The sequence below is a fragment of the Testudinibacter crocodili genome (assembly GCF_006228025.1).
Lineage (GTDB): Bacteria > Pseudomonadota > Gammaproteobacteria > Enterobacterales > Pasteurellaceae > Chelonobacter.
Genome location: NZ_VDHF01000091.1, coordinates 1 through 21,059, shown reverse-complemented (window position 1 = coordinate 21,059; position 21,059 = coordinate 1). Strand labels below are relative to the sequence as shown.

Sequence of the window (21,059 nt, the reverse complement as noted above, 5' to 3'; positions counted from 1 at the left end):
CCTTTTTGTCTACTATGCCAATTTTTACCAAATCCACTTGTCGATTAGCCGGTAGGATCGCCAGTACGGTTTGTTTCATTCCGTTACCCTCCAGGGTGGATACCAAGGCTTTAGCGCCCTGTCCAAGTTTAGTGCCGCGAACTTTGTCACTGCTTGCAATTTTCCGGCGGAGAGGTGTGCAACCATGCGGTAACGGGCTTGGTGTTGATTAAGCAATGCAACGACTTGTTGGAAAGTTTGTGGTGACATAATTTTTTAGTTACAAGCTTTAGTTACAAGCTAAAGTGCGATTTGAATAAGATAAAGAGGGGGCAGATCATTATTACCCCTCATCCAAACGGTTAATATGCTTTTTCGCCGCAATCCAAGCGCCGCACCAGCCGGTGAAAGCGGCTAGCATAATGATAAAAATAGCTTCAATCAGGTTGATGCCGTTTAATTCATATTTGACGGCAAAAATATTGGCGACATATTCAATTGCGGTGGAAAAATAGGCAATCGTAACTGCACTTAGCAATGCTGCCAAAATGCCGCCGACAATGCCATAGATTAAGCCGGTGTATAAAAACGGGCGTAGGATAAAATGTTCGGTAGCGCCAAGCAGTTTCATCACTTCAATATTGGCGCGGCTGCTGTAAACATCTGAGCGAATGCTGTTGCCGATCACCAACACCACCGCCAATAACATTAGCAGGGTGCAAACCACCGCAATTCGTCCTGCCAGCCAAGTGATTGCCGCCAGTTTTTCCAGCCAATCACTATCCAACCGCACTTCATCTACACCTTTAACTTTGTTGAGCGCAACGCGCAGATCGGCTAATTTCGCAGATTGTTGAAACTCCTCTTGTGGCGTGATCATCACCACTGCCGGCAGCGGGTTGTCATCCAGCAATTCCAGCTCACTACCAAATCCTGACCAAGCGCGAAAATCCTCCAAACTTTGTTGGCGCGAAACATAACTTAATGCAGCAACCCCCTCTTGTTGGCGCAATTTTTCTACTACTAGATTGGCATCGGCTTCACTTAAGGTTTTATGCAGATAAACCGTGATTTGCGATTCAGGATAAAATTCGGTGGCGGCTTGTTTGGTATTTTTCCACAACAAGTAGCTGATGGTTGGAATGGTCAGCGAAACCGCAATGACCAATACGGTTAAAATGGTGCCGATTTTTTTGTTCCAAAGATCGGTCAGCACCGATTTCATCACATACTGAATATTTAGCCAAAACGGCGCTTGCAAGCGACGAGAATTCATATTTTTTACCGCTCCTACTGAAATGCCCGCAAATGACCCTGTTCCAAGACTAAGGTCGGTTTTGGTTTTTGTTGAATGATGTTGTGGTCGTGAGTAGCAATTAATACAGTAACACCGATGCGGTTAAACTCCTCAAACAGGCGAAAAATTTCCTGCGACAGGGCTTTGTCCAGATTACCGGTCGGTTCGTCTGCCAACAGCAATTGTGGTCGATTGACCACGGCGCGGGCGATATCCACTCGTTGTTGTTCGCCGCCGGAAAGGTGTGCCGGCAAATGGTTGGCACGGTGTAGCAAACCGACTTTGTCTAATGCTGCCGAGGCTCTGCGTTTAATTTCGTTCGGGTGCATACCGCTGATAATCAGCGGCAGAGAGACATTTTCCAATACTGAGCGGTCTGCCAGTAAGCGGTAGTCTTGGTGTACCATGCCGATTTGGCGTCGTAAAAAAGGAATTTGCTCCGAGTTGATGCGGGTAATATCGTGACCGTTGAAAAACACACTGCCGCCATTGGCTCGTTCAATCCCCATAATCAATTTCAATAAGGTGCTCTTGCCAGCACCGGAATGGCCGGTCAGATAACTCATACTGCCGAGCGGCAGGTGGAAACTCAACCCTTGCAAGGCTTGCTTGCCGCCCAGATAGGCTTTGCTGACATTCACAAAACGAATCATATTCTCTCTCTTGTTGTTAGGAAGCGCTGACTTATTGCTCGCTTTCCTGACTAAATAACGCTTCAATAAACTCTTTTGCCTCAAACGGACGCAGATCATCGATCTTTTCCCCGACACCGATATAGCGAATCGGCACTTTAAATTGATCGGCAATGGCAAAAATCACACCACCTTTTGCGGTGCCGTCGAGCTTGGTGAGCGTAATTCCAGTCAAGCCGACCGCTTCGTTAAACAGTTTGGCTTGGCTGATGGCATTCTGCCCAGTGCCAGCATCCAGTGTCAACATAATCTCATGCGGCGCCTGTGGGTCGATTTTTTGCATTACCCGCACAATTTTTTTCAATTCGTCCATTAAGTTATTTTTATTTTGTAAGCGCCCGGCAGTATCCGCCAATAAAATATCGATATTTTTGGCTTGTGCCGATTCCAGTGCATCATACAGCACCGAAGCCGAATCGGAACCACTGCTTTGCGCCACCACCGGAATATGGTTGCGTTCGCCCCAAACTTGCAATTGCTCAACTGCCGCCGCACGGAAGGTGTCGCCTGCCGCCAACATCACCGATTTGCCTTGCGATTGGAACTGGCGTGCTAATTTGCCGATGGTGGTGGTTTTGCCGACGCCATTGACCCCGACCATTAAAATCACAAATGGTTTTTTATCCGCCAGCACCAACGGCTGCGCCACTGGTTGCAAAATCTCTGCCATCTCGTCTTTCAATTTTTGATACAACTGTTCGGCATCACGTAACTCTTTTTTCGAGGCATGCTGGGTCAGATTGTTGATAATTTTGGTGGTGGTCGGCATACCGATATCGGCGATCAACAGCTGCTCTTCCAGCTCTTCAAACAACTCATCATCGATTTTTTTGCCAATGAATAGATTACGAAATCCGGAACCTAGGTTTTGTTTAGTTTTTACCAAGCCTTTCAGCAAACGGCTGAAAAAGCCGCCTTCGCTCGGTTTTTCTTGTTCTTTAGGTTGTGCTTGCTGCTGCGCCAACCGCACTTTTTCGGCAGCTTCTTGTTCAGCCTGTTGCTGTGCTAATGCTTCGGCTTGTCTAGCGGCTTCCTGTGCCGCTTGCTGCTGCGCCAACCGCACTTTTTCGGCAGCTTCTTGTTCAGCCTGTTGCTGTGCTAATGCTTCGGCTTGTCTAGCGGCTTCTTGTTCTGCTTGCTGCTGCGCCAACCGCACTTTTTCGTCGGCTTGCTGCTCTGTCTGCTGCTCTGTCTGCTGTTGCTCTTTGCTGCCCAAACCTAACCAAGACCAAAAACCGCTCTTTTTCTTATTATCCGTCATTCCCGTTTTCTCACTAATACTTAATCAATTCAGTGATGAAGTGAAGTCTATTAAAGACCATTCAAATTGAGGGCTAGTTTATCACTTAACCGCTTTTTTTGTGAAATTTTCTCAACCGCATATTTTCTCAAGCGTACTTTTATGATTTCGCCGCCTGTTTGATCAGTTGCAAGGTCAATTCGCAGGATTTGATAAATGACGGGATTGGTAAAAATTCAAATTTAGAGTGAAAGTTATGTGCGCCGGTGAAATAGTTCGGAGTGGTAATGCCTTTTACCGAAAGTGCTGCACCGTCGGTGCCGCCACGCATTGGGGTGACTTTTGCAGTGATGTCGAGCTGTTGCATGGCGCTGAACAGTAAATCGATTGAGCGACGATCATCGGTTAAGGTGTTGGCGATATTGCCGTAAATATCCTCAATGTGACACTCGATTCTGATTTGTGGATATTGCTGTTGTAGTTGTGTAACCGATTGTAAAATAAAATCTTTACGCTGTTCAAAAGCAGTTTTATCAAAATCGCGAATTGCAATTTGCAGCTTAGCTTGGCTTTGGTTGGCGTCAACACGGTTAAACCACCAATAGCCCTCTTTTTGCTCGGTGCACTCCGGTGTTTGGTTGCGATCGAAACGGCTGATCAAATCATGGGCGACTAAAATTGGGTTGACCATCACGCCTTTTGCCGACATTGGGTGGGCGCTGACGCCGTAGATGGTAATGTCGGCAGCAGCGGCATTAAAGTTCTCGTACACCACTTCGCCCAATTCACAACAGTCGATAGTATAAGCAAAATCCGGTTTGAAGCGGGTTAGATCCAGTCGTTTTGCGCCGCGCAAGCCAATCTCTTCGTCAGGCACAAACGCAATATAAATATCGCCGGTCGGGATTTTTTGTTGTTGAATGATCGAAAGTGCGGTCATGATATTTGCAATCGCCGCTTTGTTGTCGGCACCCAACACGCTGGTACCATCGCTGAAAATGATTTCTTGCCCTTGATACGCAAGAATTTCAGGGTGTTCGGCGACGTTCAACTCAATATTTTGTGCCGAATTTAATACAAGATCAGTGCCGTCAAAGCGTTTAATTTGTGGTGAAATTTGTGCCGACAGTGCAACATCGACGGTATCCATGTGTGCCACGAATCCAATTGGCGTAGCATTCGGCACGCTGCCCGGCAAAAGTGCGGTTACATTGGCATATTGATCAATATGAATCTGGCTTAAGCCCAGCTGTTTTAATTCTTCCGACAATAATTCCGCCATTTTCCATTGCCCATCTGAGCTGGGCACGATTGAAGCTGCGGCATTACTTTGGCTGCTGATTGCCAGATAACGAAAAAAGCGTTCAATTAGCTGTTGTTGCATTATGTTCTCCTTATGTGCAGTTATGCTTTCGGGTAAGTGTATCCACTGTCAAAACCGAGCGGAATCCCAAGCCACCAGTAAACATACAATACGAGCGTCAAGACGATAAATAAGCCGATAGTATAAGGAATCATCATCGAACACAATGTGCCGACGCCAGTGTTTTTGCAGTACCGTTGGCAGTATGAAATCAAGAGTGGATAAAAGGCAAACATTGGAGTGGATACGTTGACCACCGAGTCGCTGATGCGAAACGCAGCTTGGGTTAATTCCGGCGAAATATTCACCGACATTAGCATCGGCACCAAAATAGAGGATAAAATTGCCCATTTTGAAGTGGCGGAGGTGATAATAATATTTAAAAGTGCGGTCAGGATTAATACGCCGAAAATCGTAATACCGGACGGCATTTGCAGTGATTTCAAGAACTCAGCGCCCGATAAGGCGATTAGCGTGCCAATGCCGGAGCGGTTAAATGAGTACAGAAATTGGGCGCAAAAGAATGAAAATACAATGAAAGGCACTAAGGTATAGGTGATCTTTTCCATTGATTTAGTGACCGTTCGTGTGTCGCTGAAGGTTTTGGCGATCACGCCGTGGATCAGTGACGGTACGGCAAAAAATAACAGCAATAGCGGTACGATGATCTGCATAATCGGGGCTGTTGGGCTGGTCAGCGAGCCTTCCGGTGAGCGTAATAATGAATTTTGCGGTGCTGCGGTGGCAAACAGCCCGATGGCAATCAAAATGAAAACCGCACTTGCCCAACGAAAGGCTTTTAAATCCAGCGCAGAAGGCTGCTGGATTTCAATGTGTGCCGAATCCAGCTCGTTGGAAAGCGGCATGGTTCTTTTTAAACGTGGGTCGATGATTTTGTCAGTAATATACCAACAGACACCAATCACAAAAAACGTGCTGCCGAAACTCAAAAAGTAGTTTGCTAAAATATTGACCTCATAGCTTGGATCAATAATACGTGCCGCATTTTGCGTAAAACTTTGCATAATCGGATCGATAATAGATGGCGTGAAACTGGCTGAGAAGCCGCCAGCCAAACCGGCAAATGACGCGGCAATGCCGGATAACGGATGTTTACCGACTGAATAGAAAATCAGTGCGGCGACCGGCATTAAAATCACATAGGCAGAATCAGATGCGATGTGTGCAAAAACCGCAACTGTAATCACCGCCGGGGTTACGATATTTTTCGGAATGATATTTAAGGCGCGGCTCAAGCCAACGTTGATAAAGCCGCTGGCTTCGGCAATCCCGATACCGATGGTTGCGACAATGGTAATACCTAATGGCGGAAAGTTGACGAAGTTTTTAGTCAGCGAGGTCAAAAATGCTAAAATTTCAGACGGTTGAAATAAATTGACAATCACCAATGGCTGCTGCGTAATTGGATTGATGTAGTCAAAGCTGAAGTAAGACAGCCCCCACGAAAGCAGCCAGCAAATAATCAGGGCATATACAAACAACATGGTAATATCCGGCAATTTATTGCCGATATATTCGATTTTTTGCAGCCAATCACGCTTTATGACTAATTTTTCTGACATTTTGAAAGACCTTAATATTGAAGAATAAGAAAGTATTTGTAGCAGTTTATGTTGTTCTAGTAAAGAAAAAGGGACGACCCAGACAGGCAATCCCTTTTGATGATATACAAAGTGCGGTCAACTTAATGCGCTTGATCCAATTGTCCGTGATCTTCGATCGCCGGTTGGTTTTCATCAAACTCCGGCAGAGGTTTATGTTGGCTGGCGATAAAGCTGTAGATCACCGGCAACACAAATAATGTGAACAATGTGCCGATGGCCAAACCGGAGATGATGACGACACCAATACTGAAGCGGGAAATGGCACCGGCGCCGGAGGCGTACAGCAGTGGAATCAGCCCGGCGATCATCGCGGCGGTGGTCATCAAAATCGGGCGCAAACGAATACGAGCCGCTTCTGAAATTGCCTCGATACGGTTTTTACCGTGCAGCAACTGCTCTTCTTTGGCAACTTCACACATTAAAATACCGTGCTTGGTGATCAGTCCGACCAAGGTGATCAGCCCAACTTCCGAGTAGATATTCAAAGTCGTACCAGCAAGTCCTAAGAAATTCAGCAGATTAAGCATTAATAGCGCACCACTGATCGCCAGTGGCACCGAAACCATGATCACCAATGGATCACGAATCGACTCAAACTGGATCGCCAACACCAAGAAGATAATGATTACCGCCAAACCAAAAGTGGTTGCCAGCGTATTGCCTTCTTGTACATATTGCCGTGATTCGCCACGGAAATCATAGGTGTAACCTTGTGGCAATAGCTCAGCACCACTGGTTTGGAACCATTGAACTGCATCTCCGATCGATCCGCTTGGTACGCCACTGATCACCGCAGAATTTAGCTGGTTAAAGCGTGGCAGTGACAGCGGTTGGGTTTTTAGTTCCAGTTTAATTAAGCTGCTGAGCGGTACCGAACGTCCATCAGCGGCAATCAGGGAGTAGCTGTTCATTGATTCCGGATTCAGGCGTTTCTTGCGTTCCACTTCTGAAATAATTTTATAAGCACGCCCTTCAATATCTACTCGAGTAACAGTAGCGCCGGAGAGGAAACTACCTAAGGTGCTGCTGATTTGGCTCATGGTAATACCATAGGAGTTGGCTTTGTCCATATCGATATCCATGTGCATTTCGGCGGTGTCGAAGCTCAAGTCCAGATTAGAGAAGATAAATTGCCCAGACTGTTGTGCCGCCTGCCAGACGGATTGAGCGATCAGCACTAAATCGGAGTAGCCATTCGGGGTAGTGATTACAAACGACACCGGCATCCCTTGCTCGCCAGTATCAATTTCTGGGAACGGAAAGCCGGAAACCGAAATTTCCGGGATATGTTTGGCTTTGTTGTTCAGATCTGCCATGATCTCTGCCTGACTACGGCTGCGCTCAGACCAATCCGCTAGTGTTGCAATGGCCAGTGCATTGTTTGAGGCGGGTACCCCGGAAATAATTTGTGAAAATTGAATTTCAGGGGTCTCTTTCAACAAGGTTTCATAAGCTTTCATCGAATCTTGTACATAATCTATATTTTTATTGGCGGAAGTAGTTCCAATCGCCAATAAGGCGCCTTTATCCTCATTTGGCACCAGTTCACTAGAAAGTGAACTAAACAACACCGGCAACGTGGTGAAAATAACCGCAGCAAAACCTAATACCCAGAATCGGTTTGCCATGGTCAGTGCTAACAAAGTGCGGTAGCCTTCGGTTAATTTGTGTAAAAATCCTTCGACACAGCGTTCCAATTTGCTTGGCGTAGCGCTGGCTTTCAATAGGTTGGCACACATCATCGGTGATAAAGTCAGGGCAATCACGCCGGAGATCAAAACTGCCCCCGCCAATGTCAAGGCAAACTCTTTGAACAATGTACCGGTGATTCCACCCATCAGCGCCATTGGTGAGTAAACCGCACACAGGGCGATGGTCATCGAAATGACGGGAACAGCGATTTCTCGGGTACCAATGATAGCCGCACGAAATGGCGTTTCTCCAAGTTTGATATGTCTATCAATATTTTCCAGCACCACGATTGCATCATCCACCACCAAACCAATTGCCAGAATCATCGCCAGCAGCGTCATCAAGTTAATCGAGAAATCAAAGGCTTGCAACAACATGATGACGCCGATCAGTGAGATCGGAATCGTCACCACCGGCACAATCATGGCACGGAAAGAACCGAGGAACATGGTGATCACCACCAACACGATCAGGGTGGCTTCCAAAATGGTTTTGACTACTTCTTCAATCGAGCTGTTGATAGCAATCGTGCGATCATATAACACTTTTGCCTGAATGCTTGGCGGTAAGTTTTTCTGGATAGTGTCCAATAACGGATAAATATTGTCGATCACGGTCAGCGGGTTAGCACTGGACGCCGGTTCAATTGACAATACCACTGCATTTTCGCCATTGGCAACGGCACGAGCATTGTCGCTTTCCTGATCCAATTCAACGGTGGCAATATCACTGAGATGCACTAACTTGTCGTTGTCAGCGCTAATGACCAGATTTTTAAGTTGCTCAACATCGGTGGTGGTGGTATTGACTTTATTTTTAATGACGGTGTACCAGCCGTTGGTGCTGCCTGCAGCGGTCTGTACATTGTTGCTGGAAAGTGCGGTCATCACTCTAGGGGCAGAAAGCCCTAAGGCCGCCATTTTTTGTGGATCCAACCAAATTCGCATGGCATACGGCGTGCCGCCGAAAATATCGACTTTAGCCACGCCGGGAATGGTGAAAAACTGCGGTTTGACCACCCGTTGGATGTAGTCGGTCACTTGGCTTGGGTCAAGCTGCTCTGAAGTAAAACTGACATACATCATACCCGAGCCACCCGTTGAAGAGGTAATGGTCGGATCATCAATATCACTTGGCAAGGCAGAGCGCACCGAATTGACTTTAGCAAGAATATCCGCCAATGCTGCATTCGGGTCGGTATTCAATTTCATTTTGACGGTAATAGTTGATACGCTTTGGCGGCTGCTGGATGACATATAATCAATATTGTCCGCTTGCGCAATGGCCTCTTCCAACTGTGAGGTCACGAACGCCTGAATCAGGTTGGCATCGGCACCGGCATAGACAGTGCTGACGTTGATCACGGTGGTCGTCATTTTCGGGTATTCACGCACGCTCAGTTTAGAAACCGCCTGCAAGCCTAAAATGACGATTAAAATACTGATCGCGGCGGCCAAGACCGGACGGCGAATAAAAATATCAGTAAAACGCATATATTTTCCTATCTTTTTGTCTGATTTTTGCTTACAACTTCGGTGTTGCGGCAGGCTGCTCACTACCAACACCGGCTTGGTCTGAAACCACAACCAGACTGCCGTTACTCAAACGCTGTTGTCCGCCGGTCACGATGATATCGCCGAACTGTAATGAACCGCTCTTCAAGTGAGAGTAAATGCCACTGCGTTCCAAGGTGTTGACCGTCACCAAATTAGCACGATACATCTTGTCCAGCTCTTTGTTATCGGCATATTTTTCTTTGTCCGCATCGGAAAGTGCGGTCAAGCGATACACACTTTCACCATACATATTGTAGGCAATTGCCACTTGCGGCAATACGATTTGATCGTATTCGGTGGTCAATGCAACCCGCACACGGGCAAACATACCTGATAGCAATTTGTCACGACTGTCTTCAACGGTAGCTTGCAAATCGATCAAGCCACTGGTCGAGGTAACCGCCGGCTCGATCGCCGAAATTTTGGCAGAGAACGTTTCACCGGCAAAGGCATCGACAACTGCGGTGACTTTTTGCCCGATAAACAGATTTTCTAAGCTATTTTGTCCTAAAGAAAAATCAATTTTAGTGGTACTGATGTCTTCTACCCGCACCATTGCCTGCCCGATGGTGACATATTGTCCAACATTAACTTGGATGATCCCGGTGACGCCATCAAACGGCGCATAAATTTGGCGACGAGCAATGGTGGCTTTGGCTGCTTCAATATTGGCAACCAATGCCCGATAGCTGGATTCGGCATTGTCCAATTCACTTTTTGACACGCTTTTACTGCGAAACAGGGTTTGATAACGTTGGTAGTTCGCCTGTACTGAGGTTAATTGGGCTTGATAGGCAGCTAAATTGGCTTTTTCCACATCGGAATCCAGTTCGATCAGCAAATCCCCTTTTTTAACGTGTTGCCCCGCCTGAACAAAAATCGATTTCACCGTGCCTGACATTTGTGAGCTAAGCATCGCCCCCTGATTTGGACGGATAATACCGGTGGCTTCGATAGCCGGTGTCCATTGTTGAGTCTGTACGGTGGTCACGGTGACTGGGTTGATTGCTTCCGGCATATTGGCAAAATAGGCAGCCATGCCGCGTGATTTCATCATCTGTAAGCCAATAACGGCGGCAAAAGCCAGAATAACAATGAGAAGCACCAATTTCATCACGAAAGAGCGCGATCTCTTAGGCTTGTTAGTTTGAATATCTGACATAAAAAAACTCCGTAAGAATAAAAATAGGATTGGTTTTGTGGTTAATAGCAAATACTTTGCCAAGTTCTGCGGATCACATCTTCAAGTATTTCAACAGCATAAGATTCATCATACTGTGCTTGCCTAAAAGCCAGTTTGATGGCACTTCCTAAGCTTAGCGCAAATAAAATATCATGAGGTAAATTAGATAAAACCCGTTGTTTCTGCCCTTGTTTAATAAATGTATTCCAGATATCTCGTCGTTGGTGGCAGCTTTTAACGAGTTCACCAAAACCAGGAAGACTGTCATATTGGTAGAAATTCTTTAAAACATGTGGATTTTGCTCGAAAAATTCCCAAAAGTTCCACCACATTTGACGATATTGCTCAAACAGCGATGCGTCAGGATTGTGCTTTTTAATTAACTGGGCATCAATTCGCGCAAAGAGATATTTTGCCAAATTGCTTAACAACTCTTCTTTATTGGTAAAATAGATATAAATAGTGCCGACAGAAATTCCGGCAGCTTTGGCGATTTTTTGCATTGACAGGGTGTGTAAACCGTCTTCTGCCATCAATTTTTCTGTTGCAACAAGGATTTGCTGGGCAGTTTGCGTTTCAGAATATTGCATGGGTTGAACCGACCTCAAAACGGTTAAATGAATGAACGTTCATTTTAGTCAGTTTGGTGTTGCAATTCAAGAAATAAAAAGTGATTTAATTGCTTTTTATCCTAAATAAAACGCTTCAATTGAAACGACTTAAAATTAGTGACAGCATACCGGCAGCAATTAATGGTCCGACCGGTACACCTTTGAAAAAAGCTACACCGGCGATGGTGCCGATCAATAGTCCTGTGATAATCGATGGGTGAGCACTCATTAACGTGACACCCCGCCCACCGAGCCAAGCAACAAAAATACCAACAACGATGGCAAGTATCATTTTCCAATTGAATAACAAACTACCGATGCCGTCCAATTTGATTTTGCCTGAAACCAGCGGGCTGAGCACGCCGATGGTCAATACCGTAATGCCGATGTGTAGTCCATATTTTTCTAGCCATGGTATATGTTGTTCTAACGGAGTTTGCTGCATCAGTAGCAATACAGCAGCAGAAATAATAATAGAATTATTATGGCTGAAGTAGCCGAGAATAATCAGGAAAATCAACATTGCTGCGGCAGCATTAAACTGAAAGAAAGACATAAAATTTCAAATTAAAGGGATAATAGTACCAATCTACTGGTGAGCAGGTGAAAAAGCAAGTGCATGATCACATTTAATCGTAATATAGAAAATTATATAACCATAAGTTTATCGCATATGACTTGATATAAATCAAAAGTCTCAAAGGTAAGCGGAAAAATACCTCTTTATAGTCATTAAATCTAGACGGAAAGCATGGATAATTTTACTTTCAAAGTTGTGATTGACCGCACTTTGTATTTTTACAGCCTATTTTGCGGTGAAGTCAGTGGTATTTAAGACAGGTTTTGGGAAATTGAGATGAGTGATTCAAACAGAGAAAACAGTGCCGAATGGCATGTTTGTGGTGTGGTGGTGCAATGTCGACCACAGGATGTTTTCTCGGTCAAAACCGCTTTGCAACAAATGGATTATACCGAGATCAACGCAGTTGATGAAAATAGTGGCAAGCTGGCGGTGGTGATGGAGTCACACAGTCAGGGCGCTTTATTAGAACGTATGGAGGCGGCGCGCAATATTCATGGCGTGTTGGCTGTCTCTTTGGTGTATCACCAACAAGATCAGAATTAATCAATCGGATGTGGGAACAGACGGAGGAACAGATGAATCTAAGTCGTCGTGAATTTATGAAAGCCAATGCTGCAACAGCAGCAACTATGGCTGTCGGTTTAAGTATTCCGGTGGTGAATGTCGCTGCTGCGGATAACGCCATAAAATGGGATAAAGCGGTTTGCCGTTTTTGTGGTACTGGCTGTAGCGTGTTGGTCGGTACACAAAACGGACGTGTGGTCGCATCACAAGGGGATCCGGATTCCGAAGTGAATCGTGGCTTGAACTGTATCAAGGGCTATTTCCTGCCGAAAATTATGTACGGTAAAGACCGTCTGACTCAGCCGATGTTGCGGATGAGCAATGGCCAATATGACAAACACGGTGAGTTTACCCCGGTCAGTTGGGATGTTGCTTTTAATACCATGGCGGATAAGTTCAAAGCAGCGATTGCCAAGAATGGACGCAATGCCGTAGGTTGTTTCACTTCCGGACAATCGACGATTTGGGAAGGTTATGCCCTGAACAAATTATACAAAGCCGGATTACGTTCCAACAATGTTGACCCGAATGCGCGTCACTGTATGGCTTCTGCTGCGGTGGCGTTTTTGCGTACCTTTGGTATTGATGAACCGATGGGCTGCTATGACGATATCGAACAAGCCGATGCTTTCGTGCTGTGGGGTTCAAACATGGCGGAAATGCACCCGATTTTGTGGTCACGGATTACCGATCGCCGCTTGTCGAAAAAAGATAGCCAAGTCTTTGTGTTATCGACTTTCGAACACCGCTCTTTTGAACTGGCAGACTACGGTATTGTGTTTACTCCACAAAGCGACTTGGCAATTCTGAACTATATCATCAATTATTTGATCCAAAATGATGCGATCAATTGGGATTTCGTCAACAAACATACCAAATTCAAAAAAGGCGACACCGATATCGGTTACGGCTTACGCCCTGAACATCCGTTAGAACAAAAAGCACAAAATGCCGGTAGCGGTAAAATGCACGACAGTACCTTTGAAGAGCTGAAAGCGGTGGTTGCCGAATATACGCTGGACAAAGCACATCAAATCAGTGGCGTACCGAAAGATCAACTGGAAGCCTTGGCAAAACTGTATGCGGATCCGAACAAGAAAATTGTTTCTTACTGGACCATGGGCTTTAACCAACATACTCGTGGTGTCTGGGTTAACCATTTGATGTATAACGTTCACTTGTTGACCGGCAAAATTTCACTACCGGGCTGCGGACCGTTCTCATTGACCGGACAGCCATCAGCTTGTGGTACTGCGCGTGAAGTGGGAACCTTTGCCCACCGCTTGCCAGCCGACATGGTGGTGACGAATGAGAAACACCGTGAGATTTGTGAAAAAGCGTGGAAACTGCCGAAAGGTACTATTTCAGATAAAGTCGGCTACCATGCCATTGCTCAAGACCGTGCATTAAAAGACAGAAAAATGAATGTGCTGTGGGTGATGTGTAACAACAATATGCAGGCTGGGCCGAATATCAATGAAGACCGTTTGCCGGGCTGGCGCCATCCGGAAAACTTTATCATTGTTTCCGATCCTTATCCGACAGCCAGTGCGTTGTCTGCCGATTTGATTCTGCCAACTTCAATGTGGGTGGAAAAAGAAGGGGCTTACGGTAATGCCGAGCGCCGCACTCAATTTTGGCATCAACTCGTGCCGAAAACCGGAGATTCTCGTTCTGATTTATGGCAGTTGGTCGAATTTGCCAAATATTTCAAAGTGGAAGAAGTTTGGGAAGAAGAGCTGTTGGCGCAAATGCCGGAATATCGTGGCAAAACACTGTACGATATTTTATTTGCCAATGGACAAATAAATAAATTCCCAATCAGTGATTGGGATGACAGCGTGTTGAATGATGAATCGCGCCATTTTGGCTACTACATTCAAAAAGGTTTATTCGAAGAATATGCTGAATTTGGTCGAGGTCATGGCCATGATTTGGCTGATTTTGATGTGTACCACAAAGCGCGTGGTTTGCGCTGGCCGGTAGTGGAGAACAAAGAGACCTTGTGGCGTTACCGCGAGGGTTATGACCCGTATGTCAAAGCCGGAGAAGGCGTGAACTTCTACGGACAGCCGGACGGACGTGCGATTATTCTTGCTGTGCCATATGAGCCACCTGCAGAAGCGCCGGATCAAGAGTACGATTTGTGGTTATCCACCGGTCGTGTGTTGGAGCATTGGCATACTGGCACCATGACCCGTCGTGTGCCTGAGCTGCACCGCTCTTTCCCGAATAACTTGCTGTATATGCATGCATTGGATGCCAAACAACGAGGCATGCGTCATGGCGACAAAGTCAAAGTGATTTCTCGCCGTGGCGAAATGGAAACGTATTTGGATACCCGTGGGCGTAATAAAGTGCCGCAAGGTTTGGTGTATACCACTTTCTTTGATGCCGGTCAGTTGGCAAACGTATTAACGTTGGATGCAACCGATCCGATTTCAAAAGAGACCGACTTTAAAAAATGCGCGGTTAAAGTGGTTAAAGCTTAAGTTTAGGCAAATTGATGAATAAGCCAACGGTTAATCCGAACCGTCGTCGTTTTTTGAAAGACGCAACTCGCACCGCAGGTGGCTTGGCCGGAATTGGATTGCTGCTTGGCTTGCAGCAGCAACAAAGTCTAGCAAGAGAAGGCGTGGCGTTACGTCCGCCTTTTGCGCTAGCGAATGATAAAGATTTTGCCGCAGCGTGTATTCGTTGTGGACAGTGTGTGCAAGCTTGTCCTTATGACATGCTGCATTTGGCGTCATTGTTATCACCGTTGGAAGCCGGAACGCCTTATTTTATCGCACGCGATAAACCGTGTGAAATGTGTGAGGATATTCCCTGTGCTAAAGCTTGTCCGAGTGGGGCATTAGACTCGACCCAAGATAATATCGATGATTCCCGTATGGGACTTTCGGTACTGCTGGATCAAGAAACCTGTCTGAATTGGCAAGGCTTGCGCTGTGATGTGTGTTATCGGGTTTGTCCGTTAATCGATAAAGCGATCACGCTGGAGATGCAGCACAACAATCGCAGTGACCGTCATGCCAAATTTATACCGACGGTCCATTCGGATGCTTGCACCGGCTGTGGTAAATGTGAACAAGCTTGCGTGTTGGAAGAAGCAGCGATTAAGGTATTGCCGATGGCGTTGGCAAAAGGCATGTTGGGGCAGCATTACCGCTTGGGTTGGGAAGAAAAAGAAAAAGCCGGGCATTCTTTATTGCCTGATGAGATGATTAAGTTACCGACTCGCTTACCGGAAACCTTGCCGGTGGAGAATCGATAATGGCAAATCCGATTAATCAGGCAGGGCGTGAAGCCAGACAAAAATTGGGCTGGTGGCATGCCAACCGTTTTCTGTTTTGGCGACGGCTGAGCCAACTGAGTATTTTGGCAATGTTTCTCAGTGGGCCATTATGGAATGTGTGGATTCTACGTGGCAACTACAGTAGCAGCATGTTACTGGACACTATCCCGCTTTCTGATCCACTGATGTTGGCGCAAAGTCTGGCGGCAGGACATCTTCCGTTGTTTACCGCACTTTTAGGCGGAATGATCGTGATCGCGGTATACGCATTACTCGGTAGCAAGGTGTTTTGTGGATGGTGTTGCCCGCTGAATGTAGTGACCGATGTGGCAGCGTGGCTAAGACGTAAATTGAATATTCGTCAAAGCGCCAAGCTAGACCGCACTTTGCGTTACGCTATTCTGATCATGATTTTAATCGGAAGTGCGGTCAGCGGCATGCTGTTATGGGAGTGGATTAATCCGGTTGCGGCATTGGGGCGAGCTTTGATTTACGGCTTTGGCGCTACCCTCTGGTTGATTTTAGCGCTGTTTTTATTTGATTTATTGTTGGTCGAGCATGGCTGGTGCGGACACCTTTGTCCGATTGGCGCCGCTTACGGCGTGATTGGCGCCAAAGGCATTATTCGGGTGAAAGTCATTGAACGTGAACGTTGTGATCGTTGTATGGACTGTTTCAATGTTTGCCCAGAGCCACAAGTGTTGCGCAGCCCTTTGTTTGGCAGCAAAGATGAAAGTTTATTAGTTTTATCCCGTGATTGCATCAGTTGTGGTCGTTGTGTTGATGTGTGTCCGGAATCCGTTTTTCAGTTTACGACAAGATTTGATCATGCGAGGAGTGAGCGATGATTAAAAATACAAAAGCATTAGTATTGGTCAGTTTATTATTCGGTGGCGTCTGCACGCCGATTTTGGCACAGGATGTACAACCGGTTGGCAAAGATATTGCCAGTTCGCCGGAAAGTATTGCACCGGCATTTCATAATCAGCCAAAAGAAAATGAGTTGGCACCGTTGAATTATGTCAACCAACCACCGATGGTGCCGCACAGTACTAAAAATTATCAGGTAACCAAAAATACCAACCAATGCTTGGATTGCCACAGCGTGCAGGCTTCTCGTACTACCGGTGCAACGCGCATTAGCCCGACTCATTTTATCAGTCGTGATGGCGTTGTCAGCGGAGAAGTCTCCCCACGTCGCTATTTTTGTGTTCAGTGCCACGTTTCGCAATCTGATGTTGCACCGATTGTACCGAACGAGTTTAAACCTTTGCCCGGCTACGGTGAAAAATAAGGAGATTGCTGATTATGTTAAAGAACCTTATTAAACGTTTTTGGCACTGGTTTCGTTCACCGAGCAAAATTGCGGTCGGCACCTTATTAGTCGTGGCTTTTATTGCAGGAATTGTTTCTTGGGTTGGGTTCAATTACGGTATGGAGCAGACCAATACCGAGGAATTCTGTATCAGTTGCCACAGCAATGATGTCTATCCGGAATATTTACATACTGCACACTACCAAAACCGCAGTGGTGTGAAAGCCACTTGTCCGGATTGCCACGTACCGCATGAGTTTGTACCGAAGATGATTCGCAAGCTGCAAGCCAGTCGTGAAGTGTATGCTCATGTGATGGGCTATACCGACACAATCGATAAATTTAATTCCCGTCGTTTGCATATGGCAGAGCGTGAGTGGGAGCGAATGAAAGCCAATGATTCACAAGAGTGTCGCAACTGCCACAACTTCGATAATATGGATTTCAGCCAACAAAAAACCGTTGCGGCAAAAATGCACGAAAAAGCGATCAAAGACGGCAACACGTGTATCGATTGCCACAAAGGTATCGCCCACCAATTGCCGGATATGCGCGATGTGAAAGATGTAAAAGCATATTAGGGTCTGTTGATCCTAAGTACTGAAATATTCTTTCGCTAAAAACCTGAACTGTGTGGTTCAGGTTTTTTTATATAAAATCTATTGCTGAAATAGTTATTCTTTATCAGTATTTTAATTGAATAATTACTTTAATTGATGTAAAAACTCCGTAAAAAATTGAAAAATGATGCTATAATCTTCAGATTAACCAGGTGATGGTCAAATTTCAACCTTTTGAGATCTGATTCACTTAAATATCGATAAATTTTGCGCGACAGGAACGGGGTATGCATAACAACCATTGGACAACATTATTCAAATTAAACTTCTACAGTAAAGCACGCGGTTACTCTCCGGTATTATTGTTTTTGCTTGCGCCACTATATTTGAGTAAAAGCTATGCTGGAGTGATTCGGCATGATATTGATTATAGTGATTACATCCAATTTGGAAATAATGCCGGCAAATATGCAGCCGGTAATCAGAATGTTGCGGTCTATAAAAAAGACGGCAATCAGAATATCGGCAGTCGTGAAGGAGACGGCAAAAATAGCATTCCATTAATGCCGGATTTCTATTCAGTTTCGGATAAAGGTTTTGCGACACCGTTCAGCTATAATATGGTTGTGACTGCCGCACATATGAAAGAGAGATACACTAACGAAACCTACGGCAAACGGTTTTATCGCACCGATTTACCGTTGTTTGAAAACAGTAATGTTTCCGATAAAGATATAAAAGAACAAACCTATTTAAAATTTATCTTATCTGCGGAAAGTATTGCACGAAATGAATACGGGTATAAACCGGATATCAATTCTATCAATGGCTCTTATTTCCGCAATACCGAAGATATCGGTACTGATACGTCGGTTATTCGCACCGATAAAATGATGTTTGATACCATTCCCTATCCTGTTGCTACTTTCGGTAATGTTGCCAAGGAGGATTTGCTGGCACGTAATGGCGCCGGGATCTTTATTCAACCGCTGCAAGGGGCGTATTCGGGCGCGGCTGGCAATGTGATCGCCGATAGTTACCGCTATATCCACGGCAGCTTAACGCAAGTTAGAGATATTGGCTCGGTTGCCGGACAGAATGTCTCTTTTTGGCTTGACCCAGAGAGTCAAACCGCACTTGACAGCTCCAGTATGGGCGGTGACAGCGGTTCGCCGGTTTTTTGGTGGGATAAAACCGCACAAAACTGGTTATTGCTAGGCATCAACTCGCAAGGTGGCAACAATGCTAAAGGTTACGGCAAAATTGGGATTATGCAGACCGGCAATCTGGCTCAGGTTTTAAACAATACAACAGCAACCCACAATGTTACAGACGGACAAACAATTCAAATTGATACTACAAAAAATAATATTGCGGACTTTCAATTTTTTTCCGATGGGCAAAAACAAGCTTCGTTAGAGCTATATAAGCGGCGAGTAATGGGTTCATATCTTAGCGGAACGCGTCCTTGGGTTAAAGACCTTTATTTAAATAATAGTGGTGATGGCAGCGTCACGTTGCAAATTAATGGCGACACCGATATTGGCACTATTCCGCTGTATTTTAACAGCAATGCGACTATTCAAGGGCAAGGAAAGTTCGATCTCAGCGGTTTTTCGGTGGCAGAAGGGAAAACCGTCACTTCCAACCTAACGCTTGCCAAAGGCAGTGATTGGCGCAAAGTAGGGGCAGGGACATTACGCATTGCAGGCACCGAAGCCGGACAAGGCAGCTTGGCGGTGGGTGAAGGCACGTTAGAACTGGCGAATCAAGGCACAGCCGCAGATAAAGTGATGTTGGCTACCGGGCGTGGTACGGTTAAATTAATTAACCCAAATCAATTAAATAATAACCAAATCTATTTTGGCGTGCGAGGCGGCAAACTGGATTTAAATGGGCATTCACTGAGTTTTAATGATATTTATCACCTCGATCGCGGTGCCAATATTAGCAATGAAAACCATACACAAAAATCAACCTTTACCTTTACTACTGATGGCGAACGTAACTATTTAGGCAGCTTTAACGGCAATCTGGATCTGCAATACAAACCGTCACAACCGACCGCACTTTGGCATTTACGTGGCGACAGCCGGATTGAAGGCAATTTGCATATTCAACAGGGGCGGGTGAATGTTGCTGCAGATCGATTAATTTATACCACGATACTCAGAAACGGTTACGATATACAAACATCCATCGGTGATGCGGATCGTAGAGAATGGCGCCCGAATAGTTTCCAAGCAAAAACAATCACATTAGATAATGGCGCAAGTTTAGGTATCGGACGTGCGGCAACGGTAATCGCCGAAACCATCACCTTTGCCGGTAACAATCAGTTAGACATAGCGGTGCAAGATAGCAAGCGCCACAATGCCGATGCCGCTAGTATTAAAGGCGATAAATTCTTGGATCCGACTTTCCATGATCCTTCCTTGAAAGCCAATTTACAGTTTAATGGTGATAATAATCGAATTAATATCACCACGCCGGACGGCTTTACTACGACCATCGAAGGTGGTATGCATGGTGCAGCCGCGATTAATACGGCAGGAAAAGGCCGTGTTATCTGGAAAAACAGCAACCCAACAGTGCTGCAAACTAAAATCACGGCGAAGGATACCGCACTTCAAATCGACAACAGCGCCAGTTTGGATCTCTCATTGAGCAACAACACTGATAATATTGTGTTGAATAATCAGAAACAAGCCACGCTACGTTTTGCGCCATCGGCTGCGATCTTGGGTGAGAACACTAAGATCAATCTGGATAACGGCAGCCAGTTAACCTTTGCCGGCATGAGCCAAAATACCACCCAACGTGCGGTAGCGATTAATGCCGATATCACTAGCGTGAACAACAATGGTGTATTACCGACAATTACACTATCCGATGAGAATACCACTTTTCATTTTAAACAACCTCGATTAGACAGCAATCTGATATTACAAAATGGCGCATTAGGCTTACATAACGCTTTGACCATCAGTGGTGACTTCTCGGCAAGCCCGGAATATGCATTGAGCAAGTTGGTATTTGGTCATATCAACCAAGCACAACTTAAATCGGTAAGCGGAGCTGAATACGAATTAACCAATAAATTGACGGTGAATGGACATGTCAGTGGTATAGTCCAACCGGTTTTCTCCTTGTCTGATGAGGTGACAACGATGCTAGTCGATTCGGTGCAGAAACTGACATTTGTCGACTATAACAGCGGATCGCTATATTTTGTCAATGCGCCGCGTATTGTGAATAAAGGCGTAGAATTTAGTTTTACCCAAAATGACAAACATACTTTCTTAATCGATCAAGCAAAAATATCTGCCGCAGAGAAAGAAAAACAAGAAGCCGAACGCTTGGCAGCTGAACAAGCAGAAAAAGAGCGGTTAGCAAAAGAACAAGCGGAACGGGAAGCAGCCGAAAAAGCTGCTGCTGAAAAAGCTGCTGCCGAAAAAGCTGCTGCCGAGAAAGCCGCTGCTGAAAAAGCCGCTGCTGAGAAAG

The 21,059-nt window shown here is 45.6% G+C and carries 16 protein-coding genes; 7 read left to right on the top strand and 9 right to left on the bottom strand.

Features of this window, described 5'->3' with window-relative positions:
- Nucleotides 1-322: 322 nt before the first annotated feature.
- From ftsX to FHQ23_RS09890, 9 genes are all read right to left on the bottom strand, one after another.
- Entirely contained in the window at nucleotides 323-1,255 is a 933-nt protein-coding gene (ftsX, locus tag FHQ23_RS09930; RefSeq protein ID WP_139614187.1) for a permease-like cell division protein FtsX, read from the bottom strand.
- A gap of 14 nt (nucleotides 1,256-1,269) precedes the next feature.
- Nucleotides 1,270-1,929 (bottom strand): cell division ATP-binding protein FtsE, encoded by a 660-nt coding sequence (ftsE, locus tag FHQ23_RS09925; RefSeq protein WP_139614186.1) that lies wholly within the window; start codon nucleotides 1,927-1,929, stop codon nucleotides 1,270-1,272.
- A 31-nt stretch (nucleotides 1,930-1,960) separates the two neighbouring features.
- The gene (gene ftsY, locus FHQ23_RS09920) at nucleotides 1,961-3,229 is read right to left on the bottom strand and encodes a signal recognition particle-docking protein FtsY (RefSeq protein WP_139614185.1); all 1,269 of its coding nucleotides are present in this window, start codon (nucleotides 3,227-3,229) and stop codon (nucleotides 1,961-1,963) included.
- Between the two features lie 139 nt (nucleotides 3,230-3,368).
- Nucleotides 3,369-4,592, bottom strand: coding sequence for a peptidase T (gene pepT, locus FHQ23_RS09915; protein ID WP_139614184.1), 1,224 nt, complete (start codon nucleotides 4,590-4,592; stop codon nucleotides 3,369-3,371).
- 20 nt (nucleotides 4,593-4,612) lie between these two features.
- Nucleotides 4,613-6,154, bottom strand: coding sequence for an AbgT family transporter (locus FHQ23_RS09910; protein ID WP_139614183.1), 1,542 nt, complete (start codon nucleotides 6,152-6,154; stop codon nucleotides 4,613-4,615).
- A gap of 122 nt (nucleotides 6,155-6,276) precedes the next feature.
- Nucleotides 6,277-9,381: an efflux RND transporter permease subunit gene (locus tag FHQ23_RS09905; RefSeq protein WP_139614182.1), complete on the bottom strand. Its 3,105-nt coding sequence runs from the start codon at nucleotides 9,379-9,381 to the stop codon at nucleotides 6,277-6,279.
- Between the two features lie 31 nt (nucleotides 9,382-9,412).
- A complete protein-coding gene (locus tag FHQ23_RS09900) occupies nucleotides 9,413-10,606 on the bottom strand; it encodes an efflux RND transporter periplasmic adaptor subunit (RefSeq protein WP_139614181.1) in 1,194 nt (397 codons plus the stop codon).
- Between the two features lie 41 nt (nucleotides 10,607-10,647).
- On the bottom strand, nucleotides 10,648-11,217 hold the full coding sequence (locus FHQ23_RS09895; protein WP_139614180.1) for a TetR/AcrR family transcriptional regulator: 570 nt from the start codon (nucleotides 11,215-11,217) through the stop codon (nucleotides 10,648-10,650).
- Nucleotides 11,218-11,332: 115 nt separating this feature from the next.
- Nucleotides 11,333-11,794 (bottom strand): DUF441 domain-containing protein, encoded by a 462-nt coding sequence (locus FHQ23_RS09890; RefSeq protein WP_139614179.1) that lies wholly within the window; start codon nucleotides 11,792-11,794, stop codon nucleotides 11,333-11,335.
- A 300-nt stretch (nucleotides 11,795-12,094) separates the two neighbouring features.
- Here FHQ23_RS09890 and FHQ23_RS09885 point away from each other — a divergent pair, with 300 nt between their 5' ends.
- The 7 genes from FHQ23_RS09885 to FHQ23_RS09855 all read left to right on the top strand — a co-directional run.
- Entirely contained in the window at nucleotides 12,095-12,364 is a 270-nt protein-coding gene (locus FHQ23_RS09885; protein ID WP_139614178.1) for a chaperone NapD, read from the top strand.
- 32 nt (nucleotides 12,365-12,396) lie between these two features.
- A complete protein-coding gene (gene napA, locus FHQ23_RS09880; protein WP_139614177.1) occupies nucleotides 12,397-14,877 on the top strand; it encodes a nitrate reductase catalytic subunit NapA in 2,481 nt (826 codons plus the stop codon).
- A 14-nt stretch (nucleotides 14,878-14,891) separates the two neighbouring features.
- The gene (napG, locus tag FHQ23_RS09875; protein ID WP_139614176.1) at nucleotides 14,892-15,659 is read left to right on the top strand and encodes a ferredoxin-type protein NapG; all 768 of its coding nucleotides are present in this window, start codon (nucleotides 14,892-14,894) and stop codon (nucleotides 15,657-15,659) included.
- The gene (gene napH, locus FHQ23_RS09870) at nucleotides 15,659-16,528 is read left to right on the top strand and encodes a quinol dehydrogenase ferredoxin subunit NapH (protein WP_139614175.1); all 870 of its coding nucleotides are present in this window, start codon (nucleotides 15,659-15,661) and stop codon (nucleotides 16,526-16,528) included. The genes napG and napH overlap by 1 nt, the downstream gene beginning before the upstream one ends.
- A complete protein-coding gene (locus tag FHQ23_RS09865) occupies nucleotides 16,525-16,974 on the top strand; it encodes a nitrate reductase cytochrome c-type subunit (RefSeq protein WP_139614174.1) in 450 nt (149 codons plus the stop codon). The genes napH and FHQ23_RS09865 overlap by 4 nt, the downstream gene beginning before the upstream one ends.
- Nucleotides 16,975-16,988: 14 nt before the next feature.
- Entirely contained in the window at nucleotides 16,989-17,576 is a 588-nt protein-coding gene (locus tag FHQ23_RS09860; protein ID WP_132965084.1) for a cytochrome c3 family protein, read from the top strand.
- 266 nt (nucleotides 17,577-17,842) lie between these two features.
- Nucleotides 17,843-21,059 (top strand): S6 family peptidase (locus FHQ23_RS09855; RefSeq protein WP_139614173.1); only part of this gene is annotated, 3,217 nt, incomplete at its 3' end.

Bases quoted from the DNA above. Each gene is read 5' to 3' on its own strand.
- napA (WP_139614177.1), top strand. From the start codon at position 12,397: ATGAATCTAAGTCGTCGTGAATTTATGAAAGCCAATGCTGCAACAGCA.
- napH (WP_139614175.1), top strand. From the start codon at position 15,659: ATGGCAAATCCGATTAATCAGGCAGGGCGTGAAGCCAGACAAAAATTG.
- FHQ23_RS09890 (WP_139614179.1), bottom strand. From the start codon at position 11,794: ATGTCTTTCTTTCAGTTTAATGCTGCCGCAGCAATGTTGATTTTCCTG.
- FHQ23_RS09865 (WP_139614174.1), top strand. From the start codon at position 16,525: ATGATTAAAAATACAAAAGCATTAGTATTGGTCAGTTTATTATTCGGT.
- FHQ23_RS09905 (WP_139614182.1), bottom strand. From the start codon at position 9,381: ATGCGTTTTACTGATATTTTTATTCGCCGTCCGGTCTTGGCCGCCGCG.
- FHQ23_RS09860 (WP_132965084.1), top strand. From the start codon at position 16,989: ATGTTAAAGAACCTTATTAAACGTTTTTGGCACTGGTTTCGTTCACCG.
- FHQ23_RS09910 (WP_139614183.1), bottom strand. From the start codon at position 6,154: ATGTCAGAAAAATTAGTCATAAAGCGTGATTGGCTGCAAAAAATCGAA.
- ftsX (WP_139614187.1), bottom strand. From the start codon at position 1,255: ATGAATTCTCGTCGCTTGCAAGCGCCGTTTTGGCTAAATATTCAGTAT.
- ftsE (WP_139614186.1), bottom strand. From the start codon at position 1,929: ATGATTCGTTTTGTGAATGTCAGCAAAGCCTATCTGGGCGGCAAGCAA.
- pepT (WP_139614184.1), bottom strand. From the start codon at position 4,592: ATGCAACAACAGCTAATTGAACGCTTTTTTCGTTATCTGGCAATCAGC.
- FHQ23_RS09895 (WP_139614180.1), bottom strand. From the start codon at position 11,217: ATGCAATATTCTGAAACGCAAACTGCCCAGCAAATCCTTGTTGCAACA.
- ftsY (WP_139614185.1), bottom strand. From the start codon at position 3,229: ATGACGGATAATAAGAAAAAGAGCGGTTTTTGGTCTTGGTTAGGTTTG.
- napG (WP_139614176.1), top strand. From the start codon at position 14,892: ATGAATAAGCCAACGGTTAATCCGAACCGTCGTCGTTTTTTGAAAGAC.
- FHQ23_RS09885 (WP_139614178.1), top strand. From the start codon at position 12,095: ATGAGTGATTCAAACAGAGAAAACAGTGCCGAATGGCATGTTTGTGGT.
- FHQ23_RS09900 (WP_139614181.1), bottom strand. From the start codon at position 10,606: ATGTCAGATATTCAAACTAACAAGCCTAAGAGATCGCGCTCTTTCGTG.